Annotated in this window: 18 protein-coding genes and 2 tRNA genes; 14 read left to right on the top strand and 6 right to left on the bottom strand. The window is 56.0% G+C overall.

Annotation, left to right across the window (positions count from 1 at the left end; all coding sequences use genetic code 11):
• Positions 1 to 10 precede the first annotated feature (10 nt).
• A complete protein-coding gene (locus K4305_RS03415; RefSeq protein ID WP_331560932.1) occupies positions 11 to 1,279 on the top strand; it encodes an ABC transporter permease in 1,269 nt (422 codons plus the stop codon).
• A 76-nt stretch (positions 1,280 to 1,355) separates the two neighbouring features.
• On the opposite strand, the gene K4305_RS03410 is transcribed toward K4305_RS03415, so the two are convergent.
• Both K4305_RS03410 and glmM read right to left on the bottom strand, forming a co-directional pair.
• Positions 1,356 to 3,170 carry an ABC transporter ATP-binding protein gene (locus K4305_RS03410; protein WP_331560931.1) on the bottom strand — a complete coding sequence of 605 codons (1,815 nt, stop codon included), beginning with the start codon at positions 3,168 to 3,170 and terminating at the stop codon, positions 1,356 to 1,358.
• Between the two features lie 21 nt (positions 3,171 to 3,191).
• Positions 3,192 to 4,613, bottom strand: coding sequence for a phosphoglucosamine mutase (glmM, locus tag K4305_RS03405; RefSeq protein WP_331560930.1), 1,422 nt, complete (start codon positions 4,611 to 4,613; stop codon positions 3,192 to 3,194).
• Positions 4,614 to 4,835: 222 nt separating this feature from the next.
• Between glmM and rpsT the strand changes: the two genes are divergently transcribed.
• The 9 genes from rpsT (at position 4,836) to K4305_RS03360 (ending at position 11,650) form a co-directional block, all read left to right on the top strand.
• Positions 4,836 to 5,111 (top strand): 30S ribosomal protein S20, encoded by a 276-nt coding sequence (rpsT, locus tag K4305_RS03400; RefSeq protein WP_331560929.1) that lies wholly within the window; start codon positions 4,836 to 4,838, stop codon positions 5,109 to 5,111.
• Positions 5,112 to 5,216: 105 nt separating this feature from the next.
• Entirely contained in the window at positions 5,217 to 5,831 is a 615-nt protein-coding gene (gene ruvA, locus K4305_RS03395) for a Holliday junction branch migration protein RuvA (RefSeq protein WP_331560928.1), read from the top strand.
• 13 nt (positions 5,832 to 5,844) lie between these two features.
• Positions 5,845 to 7,116 (top strand): bifunctional folylpolyglutamate synthase/dihydrofolate synthase, encoded by a 1,272-nt coding sequence (locus K4305_RS03390; RefSeq protein WP_331560927.1) that lies wholly within the window; start codon positions 5,845 to 5,847, stop codon positions 7,114 to 7,116.
• 299 nt (positions 7,117 to 7,415) lie between these two features.
• Complete coding sequence (gene rho / locus K4305_RS03385) at positions 7,416 to 8,705, top strand: transcription termination factor Rho (protein WP_442880419.1); 1,290 nt, start codon at positions 7,416 to 7,418, stop codon at positions 8,703 to 8,705.
• A 248-nt stretch (positions 8,706 to 8,953) separates the two neighbouring features.
• A tRNA-Lys gene (locus K4305_RS03380) sits at positions 8,954 to 9,026 on the top strand.
• A 32-nt stretch (positions 9,027 to 9,058) separates the two neighbouring features.
• Positions 9,059 to 9,140 (top strand) — tRNA-Leu (locus K4305_RS03375).
• A gap of 65 nt (positions 9,141 to 9,205) precedes the next feature.
• Positions 9,206 to 9,982, top strand: a complete 777-nt coding sequence (locus tag K4305_RS03370; protein ID WP_331560926.1) for an electron transfer flavoprotein subunit beta/FixA family protein — start codon at positions 9,206 to 9,208, stop codon at positions 9,980 to 9,982.
• Positions 9,979 to 10,953, top strand: a complete 975-nt coding sequence (locus tag K4305_RS03365) for an electron transfer flavoprotein subunit alpha/FixB family protein (protein WP_331560925.1) — start codon at positions 9,979 to 9,981, stop codon at positions 10,951 to 10,953. The genes K4305_RS03370 and K4305_RS03365 overlap by 4 nt, the downstream gene beginning before the upstream one ends.
• A gap of 88 nt (positions 10,954 to 11,041) precedes the next feature.
• Positions 11,042 to 11,650 (top strand): bifunctional nuclease family protein, encoded by a 609-nt coding sequence (locus tag K4305_RS03360; protein ID WP_331560924.1) that lies wholly within the window; start codon positions 11,042 to 11,044, stop codon positions 11,648 to 11,650.
• Positions 11,651 to 11,803: 153 nt separating this feature from the next.
• On the opposite strand, the gene K4305_RS03355 is transcribed toward K4305_RS03360, so the two are convergent.
• From K4305_RS03355 to K4305_RS03345, 3 genes are read right to left on the bottom strand one after another with little or no spacing between them, the layout of a single operon-like run.
• The gene (locus K4305_RS03355) at positions 11,804 to 12,664 is read right to left on the bottom strand and encodes an outer membrane protein (protein WP_331560923.1); all 861 of its coding nucleotides are present in this window, start codon (positions 12,662 to 12,664) and stop codon (positions 11,804 to 11,806) included.
• 30 nt (positions 12,665 to 12,694) lie between these two features.
• Complete coding sequence (gene bamA, locus K4305_RS03350) at positions 12,695 to 15,184, bottom strand: outer membrane protein assembly factor BamA (RefSeq protein WP_331560922.1); 2,490 nt, start codon at positions 15,182 to 15,184, stop codon at positions 12,695 to 12,697.
• A 30-nt stretch (positions 15,185 to 15,214) separates the two neighbouring features.
• A complete protein-coding gene (locus K4305_RS03345; protein ID WP_331560921.1) occupies positions 15,215 to 16,057 on the bottom strand; it encodes an isoprenyl transferase in 843 nt (280 codons plus the stop codon).
• Positions 16,058 to 16,277: 220 nt separating this feature from the next.
• On the opposite strand from K4305_RS03345, the gene gatA reads away from it, so the two are divergent.
• Together gatA and sucD are read left to right on the top strand one after the other, a co-directional pair.
• On the top strand, positions 16,278 to 17,702 hold the full coding sequence (gatA, locus tag K4305_RS03340) for an Asp-tRNA(Asn)/Glu-tRNA(Gln) amidotransferase subunit GatA (RefSeq protein WP_331560920.1): 1,425 nt from the start codon (positions 16,278 to 16,280) through the stop codon (positions 17,700 to 17,702).
• Between the two features lie 46 nt (positions 17,703 to 17,748).
• A complete protein-coding gene (gene sucD, locus K4305_RS03335; protein WP_331560919.1) occupies positions 17,749 to 18,648 on the top strand; it encodes a succinate--CoA ligase subunit alpha in 900 nt (299 codons plus the stop codon).
• Positions 18,649 to 18,745: 97 nt separating this feature from the next.
• Here sucD and K4305_RS03330 read toward each other — a convergent pair whose 3' ends face one another.
• Complete coding sequence (locus tag K4305_RS03330; RefSeq protein WP_331560918.1) at positions 18,746 to 19,726, bottom strand: KpsF/GutQ family sugar-phosphate isomerase; 981 nt, start codon at positions 19,724 to 19,726, stop codon at positions 18,746 to 18,748.
• A 118-nt stretch (positions 19,727 to 19,844) separates the two neighbouring features.
• On the opposite strand from K4305_RS03330, the gene K4305_RS03325 reads away from it, so the two are divergent.
• Both K4305_RS03325 and K4305_RS03320 read left to right on the top strand, forming a co-directional pair.
• Positions 19,845 to 20,192, top strand: coding sequence for a hypothetical protein (locus tag K4305_RS03325; protein WP_331560917.1), 348 nt, complete (start codon positions 19,845 to 19,847; stop codon positions 20,190 to 20,192).
• Positions 20,193 to 20,212: 20 nt separating this feature from the next.
• Positions 20,213 to 21,733 (top strand): lipopolysaccharide biosynthesis protein, encoded by a 1,521-nt coding sequence (locus tag K4305_RS03320; protein WP_331560916.1) that lies wholly within the window; start codon positions 20,213 to 20,215, stop codon positions 21,731 to 21,733.
• Positions 21,734 to 21,751: the final 18 nt, after the last annotated feature.

Genomic DNA, 21,751 nt, shown 5'->3' with positions numbered 1-21,751 from the left:
GCTTGCCGTCATGCTGAAAACGCTGTTCGATATTGCGTTGCGCCATCTTTCAGGCCGCCGCCGGCAGACCCTGACCACCGTCGCCGGCGTGGCGGTGAGCACCATGGTGCTCATAACCACCATTTCGCTAACCCGGGGTCTTCTGGATTCGTTTGTGGAAATTATCGTCAATGTGGCTCCCCATATTACCATCAGGGGGGAACGGATCGATCCGGTTCCGGTAGAGCTGCCCGGTCTGGCGGTGGCCGGCGGTACCGCGATTGTCGAGGACAATATAAAAAAACAGGAGCGGGAGGAGGTTCGCAACTTCCGCCAGATTCAGGATCTGTTCGCCTCGTCGCTTTATCGTGACGAAGTGCTTGCCGTTTCGCCCTATGTCGAATCGCAGGTTATGGCCCTCAAGGGAAACCGAAACGAACCGGTGCTTCTCAAAGGCGTCGATATCGATCGCGAAGACCGGATCAGCGGCATTGGCGGAAAGCTCGAAAGCGGCGATATCGGCATATTCAGGAATACCGCGAATGCGGTGCTTGTAGGCAGGACCGTTGCCCGAGACATGAAACTTGCCATAAACGACGAAGTCATCATCATTCCGGCATCGGGAAAAAGCCGTCAGTGCAAGGTGGCGGGAATCTTCTTTACCGGTGTCAACGCCGTCGATAACAGCATTGTAGGATCGCTCAAACTCGGCCAGATCATCGAAGGCATGCCTTCGAACAAGGTTACAGGCATAGCCCTGAAAGTGAGAGATCCCATGAACAACAGCAGGCTTGCGGGGGATCTGCAGAACATTACCGGTTATCGGGCCGTGACCTGGCAGGAACAGAACGCGAGCGTGCTTTCCCTTTTTACCCGGATAGGCTATATCGTTTTTTCGCTGGTAGCCTTCGTCGGCGTCGTGTCGGGTTTCGGAGTGGCCAATATTCTTGTGACGACGGTTTTCGAAAAGAGCCGCGATATCGCCATCATGAAGTCGCTCGGTTTCTCTGCCCTGCAACTGGTCGCCATGTTCATTCTCGAAGGATTTCTCGTCGGCCTTGCCGGAGCGCTTGCCGGAGGAGTGCTGGCTGTCGGATCGATCGATCTCTTCGCCAGCATACCGGTCGAGAACGCCCAGGGCCCCATCACAAAAACGGGATTCAGCATGTCCCGGAACCCGATGTATTTTTTCTATGTTATCGGGGTAACCGTCTTTATAAGCACCATCGCGGCCATCCTGCCTTCCGCCAAAGCCGCCAGACTGGAGCCGGTAAAAGTGCTGCGCGACAGCAGTTTGTAGGGAGCCTCAGGAATGGGACTTATGGGACGAATGGAAGAGTTAAGATCATGAAGCGGAGTTTTTTGTTCTATCGGTGCTATTCCTGCTTTCTTTCAGGGTGCTGCAGCAGGTAGAGTTTGTAGTACAGTCCTTTCCGGGCGAGCAGTTCCTGGTGGCTGCCGGTTTCCCTGATGCGGCCTTTATGCAGCACGATGATCCTGTCGGCTTTCTGGACGGTCGAGAGTCGGTGGGCGATCATGATCGAGGTTCTTCCTTCCATAAGCTGGGCGGTCGCCGCTTCGATGAGCTGTTCGGTTTCCGTATCGACGGAGCTGGTGGCTTCGTCGAGCACGAGAACCTGCGGATTGTAAAGTAGGGCGCGAACGAATGCAATCAGCTGTTTCTGTCCGGTTGAGAGCCCGCTGCCGTTTTCCCTCACCATATAGGAGTATTCCCCCGGCAACCGGCTGATGAATCGGTCAGCTCCTACTATGCGTGCGGCTTCGGCTATCTCTTCGTCGGTGACTCCGGGGTTGGCGAATGCGAGATTCTCCCTGAGCGATCCTGAAAAAAGGACGACGTCCTGCATGACGACACCGACGAGTTTGCGCAGCTTATGAACCGGTATGTCGCGAAGTTCGACGCCGTCGATCTGCACCGAGCCCCTGCCGTAGGGGTAGAGGCCCGAGAGGATATTGATGATGGTGGTTTTTCCGCTTCCGGTAGCCCCCACAATGGCGATTTTCTCTCCATGGCGGATGTCGAACGACAGATCCCTGAGCACCCAGTTTTCGTCGTCGTAGGCGAACCAGACGTTCCGGAACGCCATGCTCTCCCTGAAGGTGGCATCGACGGCCCGGTCCACGGAATCTGCCTGTTCGACAGGTTCTTCGAGCAGTCTGAAAATCCGGTCGGAACTCGTCAGCGCAGTCTGCAGAATGTTGAATTTGTCGGAGAGATGCTGCAGCGGTCGGAAAAAAAGCCAGATATACTGAACGAAGGAAATAACCACGCCGATGGTGAGATCGGCTTTGAGCAGCCTGACGCCGCTGTACCAGATGACCAGGCCGGCAGCAACCGCACTGAGCAGTTCTATGGCCGGATAGTAGAGCGAGAAATAGAACACCGTCCGGATATTGGCATCGCGATGGTCGGCATTGATTGTCGCATAGGCGCTGAATTCATGCTGCTCGCGACTGAAAAGCTGCACGATGTTCATGCCGGCGATATGTTCCTGGAAAAACGTGTTCAGGCGGGCAAGATGCGTGCGAACGTCCATAAACGCCTTGCGTACCCGGTTCTTGAACGTGACGGTCGTATAGATCATCAGCGGAAGTACGCCGAGCACGATGAGCGTGAGCTGCCAGTCGAGCCAGAACATGAGCGCCACGATAAAGAAGATCTGGGCGATATCGCCCATAATGGAGACCACCCCGCTCGAGAGCATTTCATTGAGCGATTCGACGTCGTTGGTCGTTCTGGTAATCAGCCTTCCGATCGGGTTCCGGTCGAAAAACCTTGCCGGCAGTTTCTGCAGGTGGCCGAACACATCCATTCTGATGTCGAACACGGCTTTCTGCCCGATTATCTGCGTGATCCAGGTGGCTGCGTACTGTTTGATTCCCTCGAGCAGGATGACGCCCAGAAGCAGCATGCTGGTAACGAAGAGCCCGTTCAGGTCGTTTCCGAGAATGTTGTCGTCGATCGCGACCTTGGTGAGGTAGGGGCGAAGCGGTCCGAAGACCGAACCGGCAAGCGTGATGACGATTGCCGCGGTGACGAGCCCTCTGTAGGGTCTGAGATAGCCCAGCAGCTTTGCTATGATATAGAGGTCGATCGACCCTTTCTTTTTTTTCAGGGTTTCGTCCTGCTGCGTCGTGAAGCTTTTTGCTGCTCGCGGAACGGTGCTCATAAGGATTGCCCGGGAATTGCCTCAGCGGGCGGGAGAGCGTCGGGCGATTTCCGACATCATCTCCGCCGCCAGGGATTGAGCTTCCTCCATTGTCGGCGCCTCGGTATAGATGCGAACGACCGGTTCGGTATTGGACGGGCGGAGATGTGCCCAGCTGTTCCGGAAATCGAGCTTCAGTCCGTCAAGCCGGTTCGCTGTCGCGTCGGGGTAGTCAGCCGCTATACTTTCGAACAGTGCGTCGAGGGCCTTGCTGTCGAGCGAACCGAGACGGATTTTTTCCTTTGCCATGGCATAGTTCGGAAACCCGAGCCGGAATTCGGACAATCTGCCGCCTTTGTGCTTCATCCGCCATGCGGTGAACGCCTGAACGAAGAGCGCGATACCTATAAGAGCGTCCCTGCCGTAGTGCAGATCCGGAAGGATGATTCCCCCGTTGCCCTCGCCGCCGATAACAGCGCCGGTTTCTTTCATCACGGCCGTAACGTTTGCTTCTCCGACTTTTGCGCTGCTGCAGCTTACGCCGTGTTTTGCCGCAATATCTGCGAGCGCGCGGCTGCTCGAAAGATTGTTTACGACCGGCCCCCTGCTGATGCCCAGCCAGAAGTCCGCGCAGGCCACCAGCGTGTACTCTTCGCCGAAGAGCGTTCCGTCTTCGCAGATTACGGCAAGCCGGTCGACGTCCGGATCGACCACGAGACCGAAATCGCAGCCGGCATTCCGCATGAGCCCGATGGTCTCCTGCAGGTTCTCTTCTATCGGCTCGGGATTTCTCGGAAAAAGTCCGGTACCGTTGCAGGCAGAGAGGGTGAGCTGGCCGATGCCGAGCTTCCGGCAGAGTTCAGGCACGATTCTGTAACCCGCGCCTTCCACGCAATCCACGAGCACCCGGTAGCCTTCGCCGGCGATGGCTTTCGTATCGATGCAGGGAAGGGAAAGAATGCTGTCGATGTGTGCCCCATCGTAACGGTCATTCGATGCGATTGTCCCGATTCCGTCCCAGCGTGCAGGACTGAACGATTCCCTGTCGGCTATTTCGAGCAGTTCGTCAACCTCTTCGGCGGTAAGGAATTCTCCTCGATGGTTCAGCATTTTCAGGGCGTTCCATTCGACCGGATTGTGCGAAGCCGTGATGATGAGTCCGCCGTCGGCATGTTCGGCTGCCGCAGCGATTTCTACGGTAGGCGTCGTCGCGATGCCGAGGTCGAGCACATCGCATCCGCAGAGCACGAGAGCATTGCCGACCAGTCCGGCAATCCGGCTGCCGGTAGGCCGGGTGTCCCTGCCGATCACGATCCGGGGTTTCTCTCCGGTCCGCTCCGTCCGCTTTTGCATCGAACGCTTCGTCCATGCGGCAAAGGCCATGGCGAAAGCCGTCAGGTTTTTAGGCGTAAGGCTTTCGCCGACTACTCCCCGGATACCGGAGACGCTGATCATCAGGCTCATAGCAGGATGTTTATCATTTCGGTCAGAAAAAAACTGCCGCAATATAAATAAAAAACCCGCCATTCATTCCGTTGCGCCTTTCCACTCCCGACCCCGGGCAGAAAGACGCGCGTCCCGAGGACGGGATGTTTTTAGTTTTTTGAAATATCCGCTTTTCCTGTATATTATATGCCTTTTGATTATCAGCAACGTTGCAGACCAATACTCTAACAGCATCCGTTTATGCCTCTACACAAATCGGCTGAGAAAAGACTCCGTCAGTCAGAGAGAAGAAACGCCAGGAATCGGGCAAGAAAGAAAGAACTGAAAGTGCTTCTGAAAAACATGCAGAAGCTGATCGACTCGCGCGCGGATAAGAGCGCAGTCGAGGTGGCATACCGTGCCGCGGTACAGAAGCTCGACCGCCTTGGCGTGAAGCGTTACATCCATGCAAATAAAGCATCCCGCAAGAAGGCGCAGCTGACCCGGCTGTTCAACAGTTACGCCCAGGGCGAGTAAGAGGGATCATATCCGTTCCTTCTGCCGTCCATAAAGGTTCACCTTGTTACGTATCCGTCCGGCATCCGCGTTCTCGCGTGCCGGGCGGGTTCAGACTCACCACCCATGTTCGCATATTTTCGCGGCCGGCTCGCTTCGGCGGTGCCTGAGGAAGCGGTCATCGACGTATCCGGCGTCGGATACAGGCTCCTGATTTCCACATCGACCTATCGCCAGCTTCCCCTTCCGGGCGAAGAGATTCTTCTTTACTCGCACCTGTCCGTCCGGGAGGACGCCATGCATCTGTACGGTTTTTCCAGCGAGGCCGAACGGCAGTTGTTCCGTCTTCTCCTCCTGACTACCGGGGTAGGGCCAAAACTCGCTCTTGCCGTGCTCTCCGGTCTTCCTGTGCATGAGGTGCATGAGGCCATCATGACAAACGCTCCCGAAAAACTCTACGGCATCACAGGTGTCGGCAAAAAAACCGCGGCCAGAATCATTCTCGAACTGAGGGACAGGATTCTGAAGCTGCCGCCCGGTTCTTCCGGTCTCACGGCCGTGGCGGGCGCTCCTGCAGCTTCTTCGGCGCAGGTCAGGGACGATGCTCTCAGTGCTCTTCTGACCCTCGGTTTTGCAAGGCAGGCGGCGCAGAATGCCGTAACGGACATTCTTGCAGAGCATCCGCACTTCACTGCTGAAGAAGTTATAAAATCGGCGCTTGTCGCCATCCGCAACAGTTAGCCTCAGGATCACGTTGGACTACCAGGAAGCTCTCGATTTTCTCTTTCCGCTGCACCGGTTCGGCATGAAACCCGGTCTGGACCGTGTACGGCAGTTGCTCGACGTGTTCGGCGCGCCCCAGGAACGGCTCGGCACCATTGCGCATATTGCCGGCACAAACGGCAAAGGCACGACCGCTGCGGCACTTGTATCGATTTTTCAGGCTGCAGGCAGAAAGACAGCCCTCTACACCTCACCCCATCTGCTGGATTTTACCGAGCGGATGCGCATTGACGGGGTTCCGATATCCCCTCAAAAGGTCGCTGCTTACTGCACGATGATGAAGGATGCCGTCATCGAACTTCGCGCAACTTTTTTCGAGGCTACCACGGCGCTTGCTTTCGCATGGTTCGCCGACGAAGGTGTCGATGCGGCCGTCATCGAAACCGGGATGGGCGGCAGGCTTGACGCAACAAATGTCGTCGCCTCCACCTATGCGGTCATCACCTCCATAGGCCTCGACCATACGGAGTGGCTTGGCAGCACGACCGCCCTCATCGCCGCCGAAAAAGCTGCTATCATCAAGAGCGGTTCGACGGCCTATGCTTCCCTCGGCGATCCTGACTCCGTCGAAGTGGTCACCCGTGCCGCCGCAAGTTGTGGCGCCCCTCTTTTTATGCTTGGCAACGATGCGTTCGCAACGGTTGCCTCTGCGGATCCCGGGAGGCTCTGTTTCTCGCTTTCGACTCCAGCCGGCAGGTACGTCGATCTGGAGGCGCCTCTTACCGGGGCTTTCCACGCCTCGAATCTCTCGCTGGCAGTCATGGTCGCCGAGCGGTGGGGAGCAGGAGAGGATGTCATTCGCGAAGGGCTTGCCGGTATGCTGCGGACCGGTTACAGGGCGAGGCTTGAAAAAATCGGTTCGAAACCCGATCTGCTTCTCGACGTGTCCCATAACCCTGACGGCATGCAGCGAACAGTCGAGGCCATCATGGTTTTCCGGAATCGGTACCGGAGAGTGCACGTGCTTGTCGGCATGGCTTCCGACAAGGATGCCCGTGCCGTCATACGCACTCTTCTGCCGCTCGATGCGCGCTTCACCGCAGCGGCCATTCCTTCCGGCAGGAGCATTCCTCCGGCGGAACTCGGTGCGCTGCTGAAAAGCGAAGGCCTCGAAGCGCCGGTTTTCGACGAGCCTCGAGAGGCCCTGCGCCGCATTATGCGGGAGGCAGGTTCCGATGACCTGATACTCGTAACCGGATCGTTTTATCTTGCCGGAGAGATTCTCCGTCTCGGGATGCCATAGTTTACAAGCCGGCAAAGCGCCGATATTTTTTTATCGGAAAAAATTATATATTTGTGCTAACTACAAGAAATCTTCGTGTATCCGTCCGGAACGACCCTTTTGACAGATCCCATTTACATTTCTGTTTCCTCTGCGGTGTGCCGTCAGCTCCGTTTATCCATTCGTGGCTTTCATGTCGAATAGCGGGATTCCGCCTTTGAAGCCGTCGGACGGTCAACGCCGTACAGGCTGCCGCACGGCTTCGTGCCGCATACAGCCGATTTATTAACCACCATGATGTGAATACAATTACCAATACCATGTCGAACAATTCGGTTTCCAAGGGCCTGGACATCAATGTGCTCCAGAAGAAAAAGGTCTATGAGTTGAACGCTCTTGCCAAAGAGATAGGAGTGTCCGCAGCCGGCCTGAGGAAAGAGGAGCTTATATTCAAGATTATCGAGGCGCAGTCGCAGAAAAACGCCGATCAGGAGAGCGGCCATGTGATGGTCAATACAGGCGTGCTGCAGGTTATTCCCGAAGGATACGGATTCCTGCGATCGGCCAATTACAATTACCTCTCCTCCCCGGACGATATTTACGTATCGCCCTCCCAGATAAAGCGATTCAACATGCGCACCGGCGATACGGTTTCCGGCCAGGTGCGGGCTCCGAAAGAGGGGGAACGCTTTTTTGCGCTGCTCAAGATCAACACCATCGACGGCAACGATCCCGAAATCACCAAGGAGCGTCCGTTCTTCGAAAATCTCACCCCTCTGTTTCCCAACGAACGGCTCAAGCTCGAAACCCGGCACAACGAGTATTGCGGCAGGATCATGGACATATTCACTCCTATCGGCAAAGGACAGCGCGGACTGATCGTGGCGCAGCCGAAAACCGGAAAGACCATGCTTCTGCAGATGATAGCCAATGCCATCATTAAAAACCATCCGGAAGTGTTTCTCATTGTCCTTCTGATCGATGAGCGTCCCGAAGAGGTTACCGACATGGCGCGCAGCGTCGAGGCCGAAGTGGTGAGCTCCACCTTCGACGAGGATCCGGAACGCCACGTGCAGGTTGCCGATATGGTGCTCGAAAAAGCGAAACGCCTCGTCGAGGTCGGACGCGACGTCGTCATCCTGCTCGACTCCATCACCAGGCTTGCACGCGCGCACAATACCATCATTCCGCACTCCGGCAAGATTCTTTCCGGCGGTATAGACGCCAACGCGCTAACCAAGCCGAAACGCTTTTTCGGTGCGGCCCGCAATATCGAGGAGGGAGGAAGCCTCACCATCATCGCCACGGCGCTGGTAGATACCGGCTCGCGAATGGACGACGTTATTTTCGAGGAGTTCAAGGGGACCGGCAACATGGAGCTTGTGCTCGACCGCAGGCTCTCGGAACGACGGATTTTTCCCGCTATCGACATTCTGCGTTCCGGCACCCGCAAGGAGGAGCTGCTCTTCAGCCAGGAGGAACTCTCCAGGACATGGCTGCTGCGGAAATACCTTGCCGACAAGAACCCGATCGAATGCATGGAGTTCATGCGCGAAAAGATGGGGGAGACAAGGGACAACAAGGAGTTTTTCAAGCACATGAACGCCTGATGAGAACAGAAGAGCGGAGAAAAAGGAAAGAAAAACAAGGAAGTGTTTGCAGATTTGAAAATTAATCCTATATTATCAGCCTTTAAAACAAGAGGAATTTTGCTCTATGCCCTGCGGAAAAAAGAGAAAACGCCATAAGATGGCCGTACACAAGCGCAAGAAGATGCGCCGGAAGAACAGGCATAAGAAGCGCCTGCGCTACCAGAACAAGTAAGTTCCGGATTGCTTCCGTACTGTTGTTTCAGGTCGAGAATATAGCTCAGTCGGTAGAGCAACTGCCTTTTAAGCAGTGGGTCGAAGGTTCGAGTCCTTCTATTCTCACGCTCCATATGGTTCTTTTATTATTGATCGATGCCCGAGTGGTGGAATTGGTAGACACACTATCTTGAGGGGGTAGCGCCGCGAGGTGTAGGAGTTCGAATCTCCTCTCGGGCACATCGTCATACAGAAAGCCGCTTTCAAGCGGCTTTTTTTTTCTGATAAATATCGAGCGATAGCCTATGCGCATCGTTGTCTGTATCTGCCAGGTTCCCGATACCGCCGCCGCCATTGCGGTGGCAGAAGGCGAGCTTGACCTTGCCAGAGTCTCATGGGTCATGAACCCATACGACGAGTACGCCGTGGAAGAGGCCGTAAGGCTGAAAGAGCAGTTTACCGGATCCGAAGTCGTTGTCATGACGGTAACGGAGGGGCCTGCCAGGGAGCTGCTGCAGAAAGCTCTTGCCATGGGTGCGGACAGGGCGGTAGAACTCCTTGCCCTATCGGCTCCATCGGCTCCGGACTCGTTCGGTATAGCTTCAGCGCTTGCCGGAGCCATACGGAATCGGTATCTGCAAATGCCGCCCGACCTGGTGCTGTGCGGTAAGGAGTCGTTCGACCATCAGAACGGAGCCGTCCCTGCCATGCTTGCCTCCCTGCTCGATATCCCCTTTGCCGGACCGGTGGCGGCGCTCAGGGCCGAGGAAGGGGGCCTCGAACTCGAACGGGAGACCGAATGCGGCATGGAATGCCTTCGGGCAAGCTTTCCGGTGGTTGTCAGCGCCGGGAAAGGGCTGAACACGCCGCGAAAAACCGGTATCAGGCAGGTGATGGAGGCCCGTAAAAAACCGATAGAAACCATTTCAGCCGGGGAGCTGCCGGCTCCGCGCATCAACCTCTGCGGCGTCGAACAGGCATCGGCCAGAAAGAGCTGCCGGTTCGCGGCAGATTCCGCCGAACTCCTGCGGATGCTTCAGAACGACGGCCGTATACCCGATCGGGAGGAGCTGAGAGCATGACGAAACACTATCTGGTTTTTCTCGAACTGCGCAGCGGAGCGATAGCAAAACCCTCCATTGGAGTCTGGAACCGCTTTCAGCAACTCGCCTCGGAACGAGGCGGAAGGGTTTCGGGTTTTGCGGCAGGTCCGGCTGCGGAAGGCGCGTTCGATCTCCTGCAGGGCAGCGGCACCCTCCACCATGCCGGAGCGGAGGCTTTCGGCTTTGCCTGCGACGAGGCGGTGCGCGGCATGATCGAAACGCTGGCCGGAGAGCAGGAGATAACCGGCATTGCCTTCGCTTCGACGGCGATGGGCCGCCGGCTCGCACCGCTGCTTGCCGGCCGGCTCGGCGCGGCGCTTTTCGGCGGATGCACCGATTTCGATGCCGATGAAGGGGTATGTCGCCGCCTGATTCACTCGGGCGCCGTCGTGGCATCATATTCGTCCGCTTCTCCGGTTACGGTATATCTGCAGGGTCGTGAACTTGCAGCTTCCGGTTTCACTTCTGCCGCAAAACCGCGTATCGAAGCGTTCGATGCGGCTCCTTATCTTGTTTCAGGAATCAACCCGATGGCAGTTGCCCTTTGCAAGAGCATGCAGGGCAGGGATATCGCCGAAGCTTCGGTTGTCGTTGCCGGAGGGCGCGGCATGGGAGGCGCGGAGGCGTTCGGCCTGCTCGAAGAGCTGGCCGCCCTGTTCGGGGGGGGCGTCGGGGCGAGCCGATCGGCGGTCGACGAAGGGTGGCGGCCGCATGGCGAACAGATCGGCCAGAGCGGCAAACGGATAGCACCCGACCTCTATATCGCCTGCGGCATTTCCGGCGCCCTGCAGCATCTTGCCGGCATCAGCGCGGCGCGCAGCGTCGTTGCCGTCAACAGCGATCCGGACGCTCCGATATTCGGCGTCGCCGATTACGGCATCATTGGCGACGTGAAGGCGATTCTGCCCGGCATTATCGCCGCCGCGAGGGATCTGCTGAAGAAGAAATGATTAACCCGGCTTTGCGGTTATACTGGTTCATGGATTGCATTATCCTCCGGAAGCCGGAAAGCGGTATTTCACTATTTTCATTCCAGCAATGCGTAAATTACAGGTAGACATACTCGGTCTTTCAACAAGTCCGCATACAAACGGGGCATACGCCCTCATTCTTTACGAAGTCGAAGGCAAGCGCAAGCTTCCCATCATCATAGGCGGTTTCGAAGCGCAGGCCATAGCGCTCAAGCTCGAGAACATCAAGCCGCCCCGCCCCTTCACGCACGATCTTTTCAAGAACATTTCCGACGCTTTCGGACTGCGCGTCAACGAAATTTATATCGACGAACTGCACAACGAAACCTTCTACGCCAAGGTCATCTGCGAGCTCAATGGCGAAACACACGAAATAGACGCGCGTCCGAGCGACGCCATCGCCATCGCCGTACGCTTCAACGCCCCGGTATTCGTTTCGGAGGAGATCATGGACGAAGCCGGCATAAAGGAGGAACAGAAGGAGGATGAGGGCGACGACGTTCCGGGAGAGCCGGAAGAGGAGCCTGAACCAGAAGAGTCCGTCGCTATGCAGAACTCGCCCGAAAGCAAGCTTGAAGAGCTTCAGGCCCGTCTCGACGATGCGGTGAAGCGGGAGGATTACGAAGAGGCTGCAAGAGTGCGCGACGAGATATCGCGATTGAAGGGGATTGGATGAGTGATGAGTGATGAGTGATGTGGGCCTGAAGAGGTGAATGACGAAGAGGGAAGAGCGTGCGGGTCAGGGTCTGGAAATGAAACATCGGTGTATATAACAGAAAAAGGAGGCTGTTGCCTCCTTTTTCTGTTGTCTTCAATCCTGTGACGGATATCAGAGGCTGACTCTCAGGCCGAGCAGAGCGCTGTGGCTGGATACGTTGCCGGTCCACTCTCTGTCATAACCAGGAGATTCATTATATCTCTCGCTGAGATCATCACTCATGGTGAAGTCGGTGGTTGCAAAGTAGCGGTAGCGTGCATCGAGCATAACACCGTCGCTGATCGGAATGGCAAGACCTGCACCGAGCTGGTAGGCCAGAGTTGTTTCAGCAACGTTCCAGTTGTAATCATCTTCTTCGCCGCCTTCCCAAACCTCGGCTACATCATCAAGGCTGACCTGCGCGATACCGACACCGGCAAAGACATAAAGATCAACGCCGCCGAGATCGATATCGTAGTAGCCGTTACCCATAAGAGTAAGTACGCTCATGTCACCGGTCAAATCAGCGGTATCAATATCTTCTCCTACAGATTCTTGTCTTGCCCATCTTTGAGTAAAAGAACCGCTTTTGAGGTCACCGCTCTGGTAGCCAACTTCAGCTTCGAGTCTGGTCGAGCCATAATCGCATCCAATAGCGCCAGCCAGGCTCAAGCCGCCGTCAAACTTCATGCCAAGCTCTTCGCGTCCGACTGACCAGTCGTTTGACTCATTGGCAGTATAATCCTGGAACCAGGACATACCGGCCATACCGCTGATGTAGTGGTCTGCAGCCTGTGCGGGTGCGCTCATCATGCCGGCAACGGCGAATACTGCCAAGAGAGAGAGAGTTTTTTTCATTGTTTCCTCCTTAGGTTTTGTTACGTAGGAATGCTGTACAAAAAAACACAGAGCAGCTATGCTCGCAAGAGCATGCTCTATATAAAATAAAGATACACTATTTCCATTACATCTCAAAGTATTAGCATCCGGCATGCAACTGCGTGCCGGATGCCGCATTGTTGCCTACTCGGCGCTCGTGCCGAAGGTGAACATGAACTTCCATCCTTTTTCGTCGTCGCCGGGCACCTGGTCGAAGCCGTAGCCGTAGTCGAGACCGACGAGGCCGATGATCGGCAGGTAGAGGCGCAGGCCGAGACCCGCGGCTTTTTTCATGTCGCTGTAGTTGACCGCCTCAATATTTTCCCAGAGGTTGCCGGCTTCGAAGAATGCGAGCGCGTAGACGCTGACGGAGGGCGAGAGCGTCAGCGGGTATCGCAATTCGGTGCTGAATTTCGAATAGACGGTGCCGCCGTAAAGCTCCGAGTCGTCGTCGAGCTGCGTGCCGAAGCTGCGGTCGTCGTAACCGCGCATCGGAATGGTCGGCAGCGACGAAAGTCCGCTTCCGCCCATGTAGAAGTAGTCGGTGTAGGGCAGGTAGTCGTCCTTGTCGAAGGTTGAGAGGTAGCCGTGCTGGGTCGAGAAGTTGAAGATCAGGTTTCTTGTTACCGGCAGGTACCAGCTCGAGTTGAGCGTGAATTTATAGAAGTTGATCGTGCCGGGCAGCGGTCCGCCGGCGAGCTGGGCAGTGAGCGAATTTTTGCTGCCGTGGCGCGGATAGATGGGGTTGTCGATGCTGTTGCGCGAAATGGTCTGCGTGATCGAAAACTCGTCCGCCTCTTCCGGAGCATCGCCTTCGTCTTCGATGAAGCTCACGAAACCGCCTTCGCTGTGCAGGTATTTCAGCCTCCAGTTGATCGTGAAGTAGTTGTCGGGCCAGGTGAGGCGGCGGCCGACGCTGAGCGTTGCGCCGTACTGGTCGATGGTTTTTTCGTTTTCTTCGATGCCGTCGTCGGTGAAGTCGTAGGTGCGGTGCGTCTTGAAGACCGAGAATCCTACGGCTGTCGGGCCGCCGAAAGCCCAGGGTTCGGTGAACGAGAGGCCGAGGGTGCTGTAGTCGTCGTTTCCGAACTGCCATTGCAGCGAGAGCTTCTGTCCGTCGCCGTGCGGCAGCGGACGGTATGCTTCGGGGTTGAAGATATCCTGCAGCGAGAAGTTGTTGAAGGTGACGCCGAGAGCGCCGGTAAATCCGCTCGAACCGCTGTAGCCGACGGACGCGTTGAAGGTGTCGGTCTGTTTTTCGGTGACGGCGTAGGTGATGTCCACGCTATTGTTTCGCTCGTCGGGCTGGATGTCCGGCTTGAGCGATTCGGGATCGAAATAGCCGAGCATGTTGATCTCCCTGATGCTGCGCACCACGTTCTTGCGGCTGAACATGTCGCCGGGAATGGTGTAAAGCTCCCTGCGTATGACATGGTCCTTCGTTTTGGTGTTTCCCTTGATGTTTACCAAGTTAAGCTGAAACTGTTCTCCTTCGCGTAAATAGATCAGAAGATCGACCTTGCCGGGTTCGGTGACCTGTTCCTCGAGGTTCGCTCTGAAGCCGAGGTAGCCGCGGTCGAGGTAGAGGGAGCTGACGTCGGAGTTGTCCTGCGAGAAGTTAAGCCTTTCCTGGATGAGTTTTGCGTTGTATTGGTCGCCGCTTTTGATTCTGAATGTTTTTTCGAGGATTTCCGTCGTGGCGAAATCCCTGGTGTTGCCGGTAAAGGTGACGTTGCCGATGGAGTAGAGCGGCCCTTCCTCGATATGGATATCGAGGAAGAGACCCTTTTTGTCGTCGGTGTAGGAGATCGAGTCGCTCACGACTTTAGCGTCGCGATAGCCGTTTTCGCGGTAGAAATCGACGAGGAGGTTTTTGTCTTCGTCGAATTTGTCTTTGTCGAGTTTCGGCGAGCCGAAAATTTTCCTCCACCATGAGTTCTGCGCGGTCTCCTTGAAGACTCCCCTGAGTTTACCCTGGCTGAATGCGTTGTTGCCGTGGAAGCGGATTTTTTCGATGGCAACCTTGCTGCCTTCGCGTATGCTTACGATTGCCTTGACCTTGTTCCTTCCGGTTTCCTCAAAACGGTATTCGGCTCCTGCCGTGAGGTATCCCTTTCCTGCGTAGAGTTTTTCGATTTTGTTGACAGCGGTGAGCAGTTCCTGTTCGCTGACTTTTTTGCCGGTTCTTATTTCTGCCGTACGCTGCAGTTCATCGCTGTCGAATTTGTCGTTGCCTTCGAACGAAACCGATTCGAGCAGCGGGAGTTCGCGAACCACGAAGTTCAGGGTGACGTTTCTTCCGGCCTGCTCGGTTTTTTCTACGCTGATATCCGAGAAGAGCTGCAGCTGCCAGAGGTACTGCATGGCGGCTGTGAGTTCCGGACCGGGAATTGCGATTCTGTCAAGCGGTTTGACGGGGAGACTGGCGGCCAGCTCTTCGGGTTTGAGCGATTCGAGGCCACTGAAGGTGATGCCGGTTACCGTGTAGAGCGATTGCGGAGCCGGGGCGTTGTTCCGCTGCAGCGATGCCGGAGCTTTCGGAGCATTCATCGTTTTTGCTTCAACAGGCGTGCCGGTTGCGTCGAGAGCGAGAGCAACAAGAACCAGGGCTATCAGTTTGCGCATTTTTTTCATTGAACTTCCGTGTCGGTCAGGTTTAAAGTCTTACTTGGTTGCTGTTTTTTTTGTATTGATCTGCTCGCTGGTCTGGCCGAACCTGCGCTCCCGGCTCTGAAAGTCCCGGATCGCTTCGTAGAGCTGGCTTCGGCGGAAATCGGGCCAGTAGGTGTTGGTGAAGTAGATTTCGGTGTATGCGCTCTGCCAGAGCATGAAGTTGCTGATTCTGAATTCTCCGCTGGTGCGGATAAGGAGTTCGGGATCGGGAATGGATGCCGTCGAGAGGCATGAGTTGAATAACTGCTCGTCTATATCTTTCGCTTCGAGCCGTCCGTTCTGCACGTCGAAGGCTATCGAACGGCAGGCCTGTACGATGTCCCATTTGCCGCTGTAGCTCAGGGCGATGCTGAGCACCAGGCGACTGTTGTTTTTGGTGAGTTCCATGGTTTCCCTGAGTACGTGACGAACCTTATCGGGCAGCAGGTTCAGGTTCCCGATCACGTTCAGCCGGATGTTGTTGTCGTGCAGTTCCCTGGTCTCCTTGCGGAGTACCCGGATGAGGAGCTGCATGAGCGCGGATACCTCTTTTTCGGGCCGTTTCCAGTTTTCGGTCGAAAAGGTGAAGAGGGTGAGATAGCCGATGCCGAGCTGGGCGCAGGCTTCGACCACGTCCCTGACCGAGTCCACCCCTGCGGCATGTCCCTCGACCCGCGTTTTCCCCTTGAGTCGCGCCCAGCGTCCGTTGCCGTCCATGATGACGGCTATGTGACGCGGAAGTTCGCAGGTGTTTTTCAGATCGGCCTGGGCTTCAGTGTCGAGCGAATCGATGTCCGATGAGAACCAGTGAGGCTTGAAGGCTGATGAGAGGTCCATTGTTGCAATGCGGGACATAGGGTGAAATCGCTTGTTGACAGCCCCGTAGGAGCAGTTTGCTCTGCACGTACAGATGCGTTCAGCCGCAAGAATTAGAAAACACTTCAAATTGAATAATATGCAGTTATTTCTTATTATACAAACCTTACATGGATTGAGGCTTCCGCCTGCCGGCGATTCATGACCCGGACCTGCCGTCCGGTTTTCCTGTCTTTCTCAAAAACAATACAGTACAGACGTGCAATTCAGTAGCTATAAGGATCTGCGCGAGGCGCTGATCTCCCGTCGCGTCACCTGCGAAGAGGTTGTGTCCGGTTATCTCGAACGGATAGGCCGGCATGGCGGGGACAATATCTATATAACGGTTTTTCATGAAGGAGCCCTCGCAAGGGCCCGGGAACTCGACCATAAGCTCGCCGAAGGCGGCGAGCCAGGAAGGCTGTTCGGCATGCCGATGGCCATAAAGGATAACATTTCCATGAAAGGGGCCCGGCTGACCTGCGCGTCGAAGATTCTCGAATCCTACGAAAGCGTCTACGATGCCACCGCGGTTCGGAGGCTCGATGCCGAAGACGCGATTTTTCTGGGCAAGACCAATATGGACGAGTTCGCCATGGGCAGCTCGAACGAGAATTCGGCCTTCGGGGCCGTGCCCAATCCGTTCGATAAAACAAGGGTTCCGGGAGGCAGTTCCGGCGGCTCCGCGGCGGCCGTCGCCGCAGACCTTGCTCTTGTTGCTCTCGGTTCCGATACGGGCGGATCGGTACGCCAGCCGGCAGGGTTCTGCGATATCGTCGGGTTGAAGCCTACCTATGGCAGGATTTCCCGTTACGGGCTTGTGGCTTTCGCCTCTTCGTTCGATCAGATCGGTGTGCTTGCCCGTACCTGCGACGACGCTGCGCTTGTGCTCGGCGTAATGGCCGGAAAGGACGGCCATGACGCGACCTCTTCTGCTCATGCCGTTCCGGATTATGCTGCGGCTATGGATGGCGTGGTGGTCGAAGGGCTGAAAATAGGGGTTCCGAAAGAGTATTTCCATGAGAGCCTCAACCGTGAAGTAGGCGGCATCGTTATGGGCAAGCTGCGCGAGCTCAGGGATCGCGGAGCGGAACTGGTCGATATTACGCTTCCCGAAAGCGATTATGCGATCGCCGCATATTATATTCTCGTAACGGCGGAGGCGTCCTCTAACCTTGCCCGTTTCGACGGCGCCCGTTACGGCTATCGTTCGGACGATTGTCCGGATGTGCAGGCCATGTACGTGAACTCGAGAACAGAGGGTTTCGGCAGGGAGGTCAAGCGCCGCATCATGCTCGGCACTTACGTGCTTTCGGCCGGGTACTACGATACCTACTACAAAAAGGCTCAGCAGGTGAGGCGCGTTTTCCAGGATCGGTACCGCGAAGCTTTGCAGAAGGTCGATGTGATTGCCGGTCCCACATCGCCGTTTCCGCCTTTCGGCATCGGAGAGAAAACCTCCGATCCGCTCGAGATGTATCTTGCCGATGTGTTCACTGTGCCGGCCAGCATCGTCGGGATGCCCGCCGTAAGCGTGCCTGTCGGGCTCGACAGCCGGAATCTGCCTGTGGGCATGCATCTGATCTGCGATTTCTTCGAAGAGGGAAAGCTCATGGGTATTGCCCGTCACATGCAGCGCCGGTAGCGTTCCCGTACAGTTTCCACCTTAACATATAAATACCACCACTTCTATGAGCGTTTTAGTCGATAAGGATACGCGCCTGCTCGTGCAGGGCATTACCGGAGGCGAGGGCACCTTCCACACTTCGCAGATTCTCGAGTACGGCACCAATGTCGTTGCCGGCGTGACGCCTGGCAAGGGCGGCGTGCTTTATCACGGCAACGATAAGGACCGTTTCTGCCGTCCGGTGCCGGTGTTCAATACCGTGAAGGAGGCTGTTGAAAAAACCGAAGCGAACACGTCGGTTATTTTCGTGCCGGCTCCTTTTGCGGGCGATGCGATCATGGAGGCGGCCGATGCCGGTCTGAAGGTGATCATCTGCATTACCGAGGGCGTTCCGGTGAACGATATGATGAAGGCGTATGCGTTCGTCAGGGAGAAAGGCGCGGTGCTCGTAGGTCCCAACTGTCCCGGCGTGATTACGCCCGGCGAGGCCAAAATCGGCATTATGCCGGGTTTCATCCACAAGAAGGGCACCATCGGCGTGGTATCGCGCAGCGGAACTCTTACCTATGAAGCCGTGCACCAGCTGACGGCTGTCGGTCTCGGTCAGTCCACCTGCATCGGTATCGGCGGAGATCCCATTATCGGTACCCGTTTCATAGATGCCGTCAAACTGTTCGCAAAGGATGACGACACCGAAGGGCTTGTGATGATCGGCGAGATAGGCGGTAGCGCGGAGGAGGAAGCGGCAGAGTACATCAGGAAGTATTTCAGGAAACCGGTGGTAGGTTTCATTGCCGGCAGGACTGCGCCTCCTGGCCGCCGGATGGGCCATGCCGGCGCTATCGTATCGGGCGGCAAAGGGACTGCCGAGGACAAGATCCGGGCCATGGAGGCGGCGGGTATCCATGTTGTGGACAACCCCGGAGATATCGGAGAAGCCATGCTGAAGGCGCTGGGGCGATAACAGCTATGCGCCCGTATCGGACGCTTCGGTTCAGACAATGACAGAAAGGGCGCCGCGGAGCGCCCTTTCGTCATTTCATGAACCGCTTTTGCCGGACTTACAGGCCCATGGCTACCAGATCGTGAATATGGATGATTCCGATCGGCCTGTTGCCGGAATCGCAGACCAGGAGCTGGGTTATCCGGTAGGTTTCAAGCAGCTCGAGACACTCTGTAGCCATGGTTTCCGGCGATATGCTTTTCGGCTTTGCTGTCATGACGGCGCGTGCCGGAAGGTGGAGAAATTCTGAACCTTTCTGGACGATCCTCCGCAGGTCTCCGTCGGTGAAGATGCCGCTGAGCCGGCCGTCTTCATCGACGACAGCCGTAACGCCGTAACGCTTCGAAGTCATTTCAAGAATGACCCTGCTGATGGGCGCGTCCTCCGTAACGACAGGCATGGCCTCGCCCGTAACCATGATATCCGATGCTTTCATGGTAAGCCGCCTGCCGAGCGCACCTTTGGGGTGGGTGAGGGCGAAGTCGCGGTGAGTGAACCGTTTTTCCTGCATGAGCGTGATGGCAAGGGCGTCGCCCATGGCCAGCATGGCCGTCGTCGAGGTCGTCGGAGCAAGGTCGAAGGGGCAGGCTTCCTGATCGATGCCGGTGTCGAGCAGGATGTCGGCGTTCTGACCGAGATAGGAGCGGGGGTTTCCGGTCATGGCTATGATGGTGACTTCGATCCGCTTCAGTGCGGGTATGATGAAGTTCAGCTCTTCGGTGGTGCCGCTTTTCGAGAGGCAGATGACGACGTCTCCCGCAGAGACGATGCCGAGATCGCCGTGGGCTGCGTCTGCCGGATGCAGAAAGAGTGCGGTTGTGCCGGTCGATGCCAGGGATGCGGCTGTTTTCTGAGCGATGATGCCCGATTTTCCCATGCCGGAAAGGATGATTTTGCCCTGACATGCCTGCATGGCCCGTACCGCCTGACTGAATGCTCCATCGAGACGGCCGGCTATCTGCATGAGTGCCGCGGCTTCCTGTTCGAGAATGGTTCTGCCTCGGCTTACGAGGTCCGTTGGTGCAGGTATTGTGTTCATGCTGCTCGTTCTTTTGCGCGCGTGCTTTTTTAAGGGGTGAATGGTCTTTTAATAAACGATACTATCAAGTAAATTACTATACGTCTGAGTATCTTTGTCCACGTTTAAACCTTTGGTTATGAGCTGGGTCGTGCTTTTTGTTTTTTCTCTCGCTTTTTTTTTCGTGCTGCTTTTTCTGCTCTCACGTTTTGTCGGATATATGAAAAAAGAGCAGAATATGGAAATCGAGTCGTTCAGGGATACCCTTATCGACAAGGATAACCCGGTCGGACTGACGGGGGAGGAGCTGCAGAAGCTCAAGGATCAGCAGGCGGAGGCTCAGCGCCATCTCCGTGAGGTTATCGCAAGGATTCCGGTGGTGCAGAAGGATGGCCGTTTTCAGGTCGATGAGGAGGAGATCCGGAGGAGAAAATCTTCCGGGCTGGTAAACGGCGCTTCCGATAAGGCCGGAAAGGATCCCCGGTAAGTTATCCGCAGCGGAGATTCATGCTTGCGAAGTTAAAACTGCTTGCCCAGGATACGGTCATTTATGGTGCGAGCACCATCATCGCCCGGAGCCTTAACTATCTTCTCGTTCCGCTTTACGCCAATACGCTTTCCACCTTCGATAACGGTGTTCAGACGCTGGTGTATGCCAATATCGCGCTTGCCAATGTGCTTTTTTCTTACGGGCTCGAAACCTCCTACCTGAAGTCGGCGTCCGATATGCTGCATCGCTCGGGCGACGCGAAAGGATATTTTTCGACAGCGTTTTTCAGCCTGCTTGTTACATCGACGATTTTTGCGGCGGTTATGGCGTTTTTTTCGGAGCCGATCGCCCGGCTTATCGGACTCGGGCCGACGGAAGGGGAGTTCGTTACCTATGCGGCGCTCATACTCTGGATCGATACGCTGCTGGTGATTCCGTTTGCCGAGCTTCGCCTGAAACGCAAGGCGCTGCGGTTCGCTGCAGCCCGCATTATCGGCGTGGTCGCGGTCGTCGTCAGCGCGGTCATTCTGCTCGTTCCTTTCGAGGCAGGCCTTCCCGGGGCGTTTTATGCAAATATCCTCGGTTCTCTGGTGAGCTTTGTCGTTGTACTGCCGCTTCTGCGCGGTCTGAAGCCGTTTTTTTCTTTTGCCTATCTGCGCGAAATGCTGCGCATCGGCCTGCCTTACGTGCCTGCCGGCATAGCAGGGCTTCTGATCCACCTGATCGACCGCAACCTGCTGATAAGGATTTCGCCCTCCGATATCGAGAGGATCTATGGTAACGGGTATGTCGCTTCGGACATTGTGGGTATTTACGGACGGGTGGCGGCATTCGGCATTATTCTGCAGCTTCTTATCCAGGTTTTCAGGTTCGCCTGGCAGCCCTTTTTCCTTCAGCATTCCAGCGATCCTGACGTGAAACGGCTGTTCCGCTATGTTTTGAGCATTTCAACCGTCGTCACCATGTTTGCTGCACTGGCGGCGACTTTTTTCGTGCCCGATCTCGTCCGGTACCATTACGGGGGAAGTTTCCATATCCTGCCGCCGAAATACTGGATAGGGCTATCGGTGCTTCCCTGGATCTTCCTGAGTTATGTTTTCGACATGGTATCCACCAATCTTTCTTCAGGGATACTTGTAACCGGCAATACCCGGTATCTTCCGGTCGTTACGTTTACGGGCGCAGCGGTAACCGGGCTGGGATGCTGGCTGCTGATTCCCGTCAGCGGGATGGATGGGGCTGCTTACGCGATCGTGGCCGGTACGGCCGCCATGTGTCTCGTCATGGCCGGTTATTCGCTCAGGGTGTTTCCCAACAGCTACCATTGGGGCAGGTTGCTGGTTCTGCTTGTTGGTGGTATTGCCGCTGTTCCGCTGGGGAATCATGTTGCCGCCGGATTCGGCGATGGTTCCTTGACGGGCGTTCTCTGGCGGCTGCTTTTGCTGTTCTTCTATGCATTTCTGGCGGCGGCGCTTTTCAGGGAAGAGAGCATTGCTGCTATCGGCAGGATCGGAAGGATGCTGCGAGATCGCAGATAGGCTTACTCGACAAGCGCC

This window comes from Chlorobium sp. (genome assembly GCF_036528655.1).
Taxonomy (GTDB): Bacteria; Bacteroidota; Chlorobiia; order Chlorobiales; family Chlorobiaceae; genus Chlorobium.
Note: the sequence above shows the minus strand (reverse complement) of the source record. Positions and strands in the feature narration are given on the sequence as shown.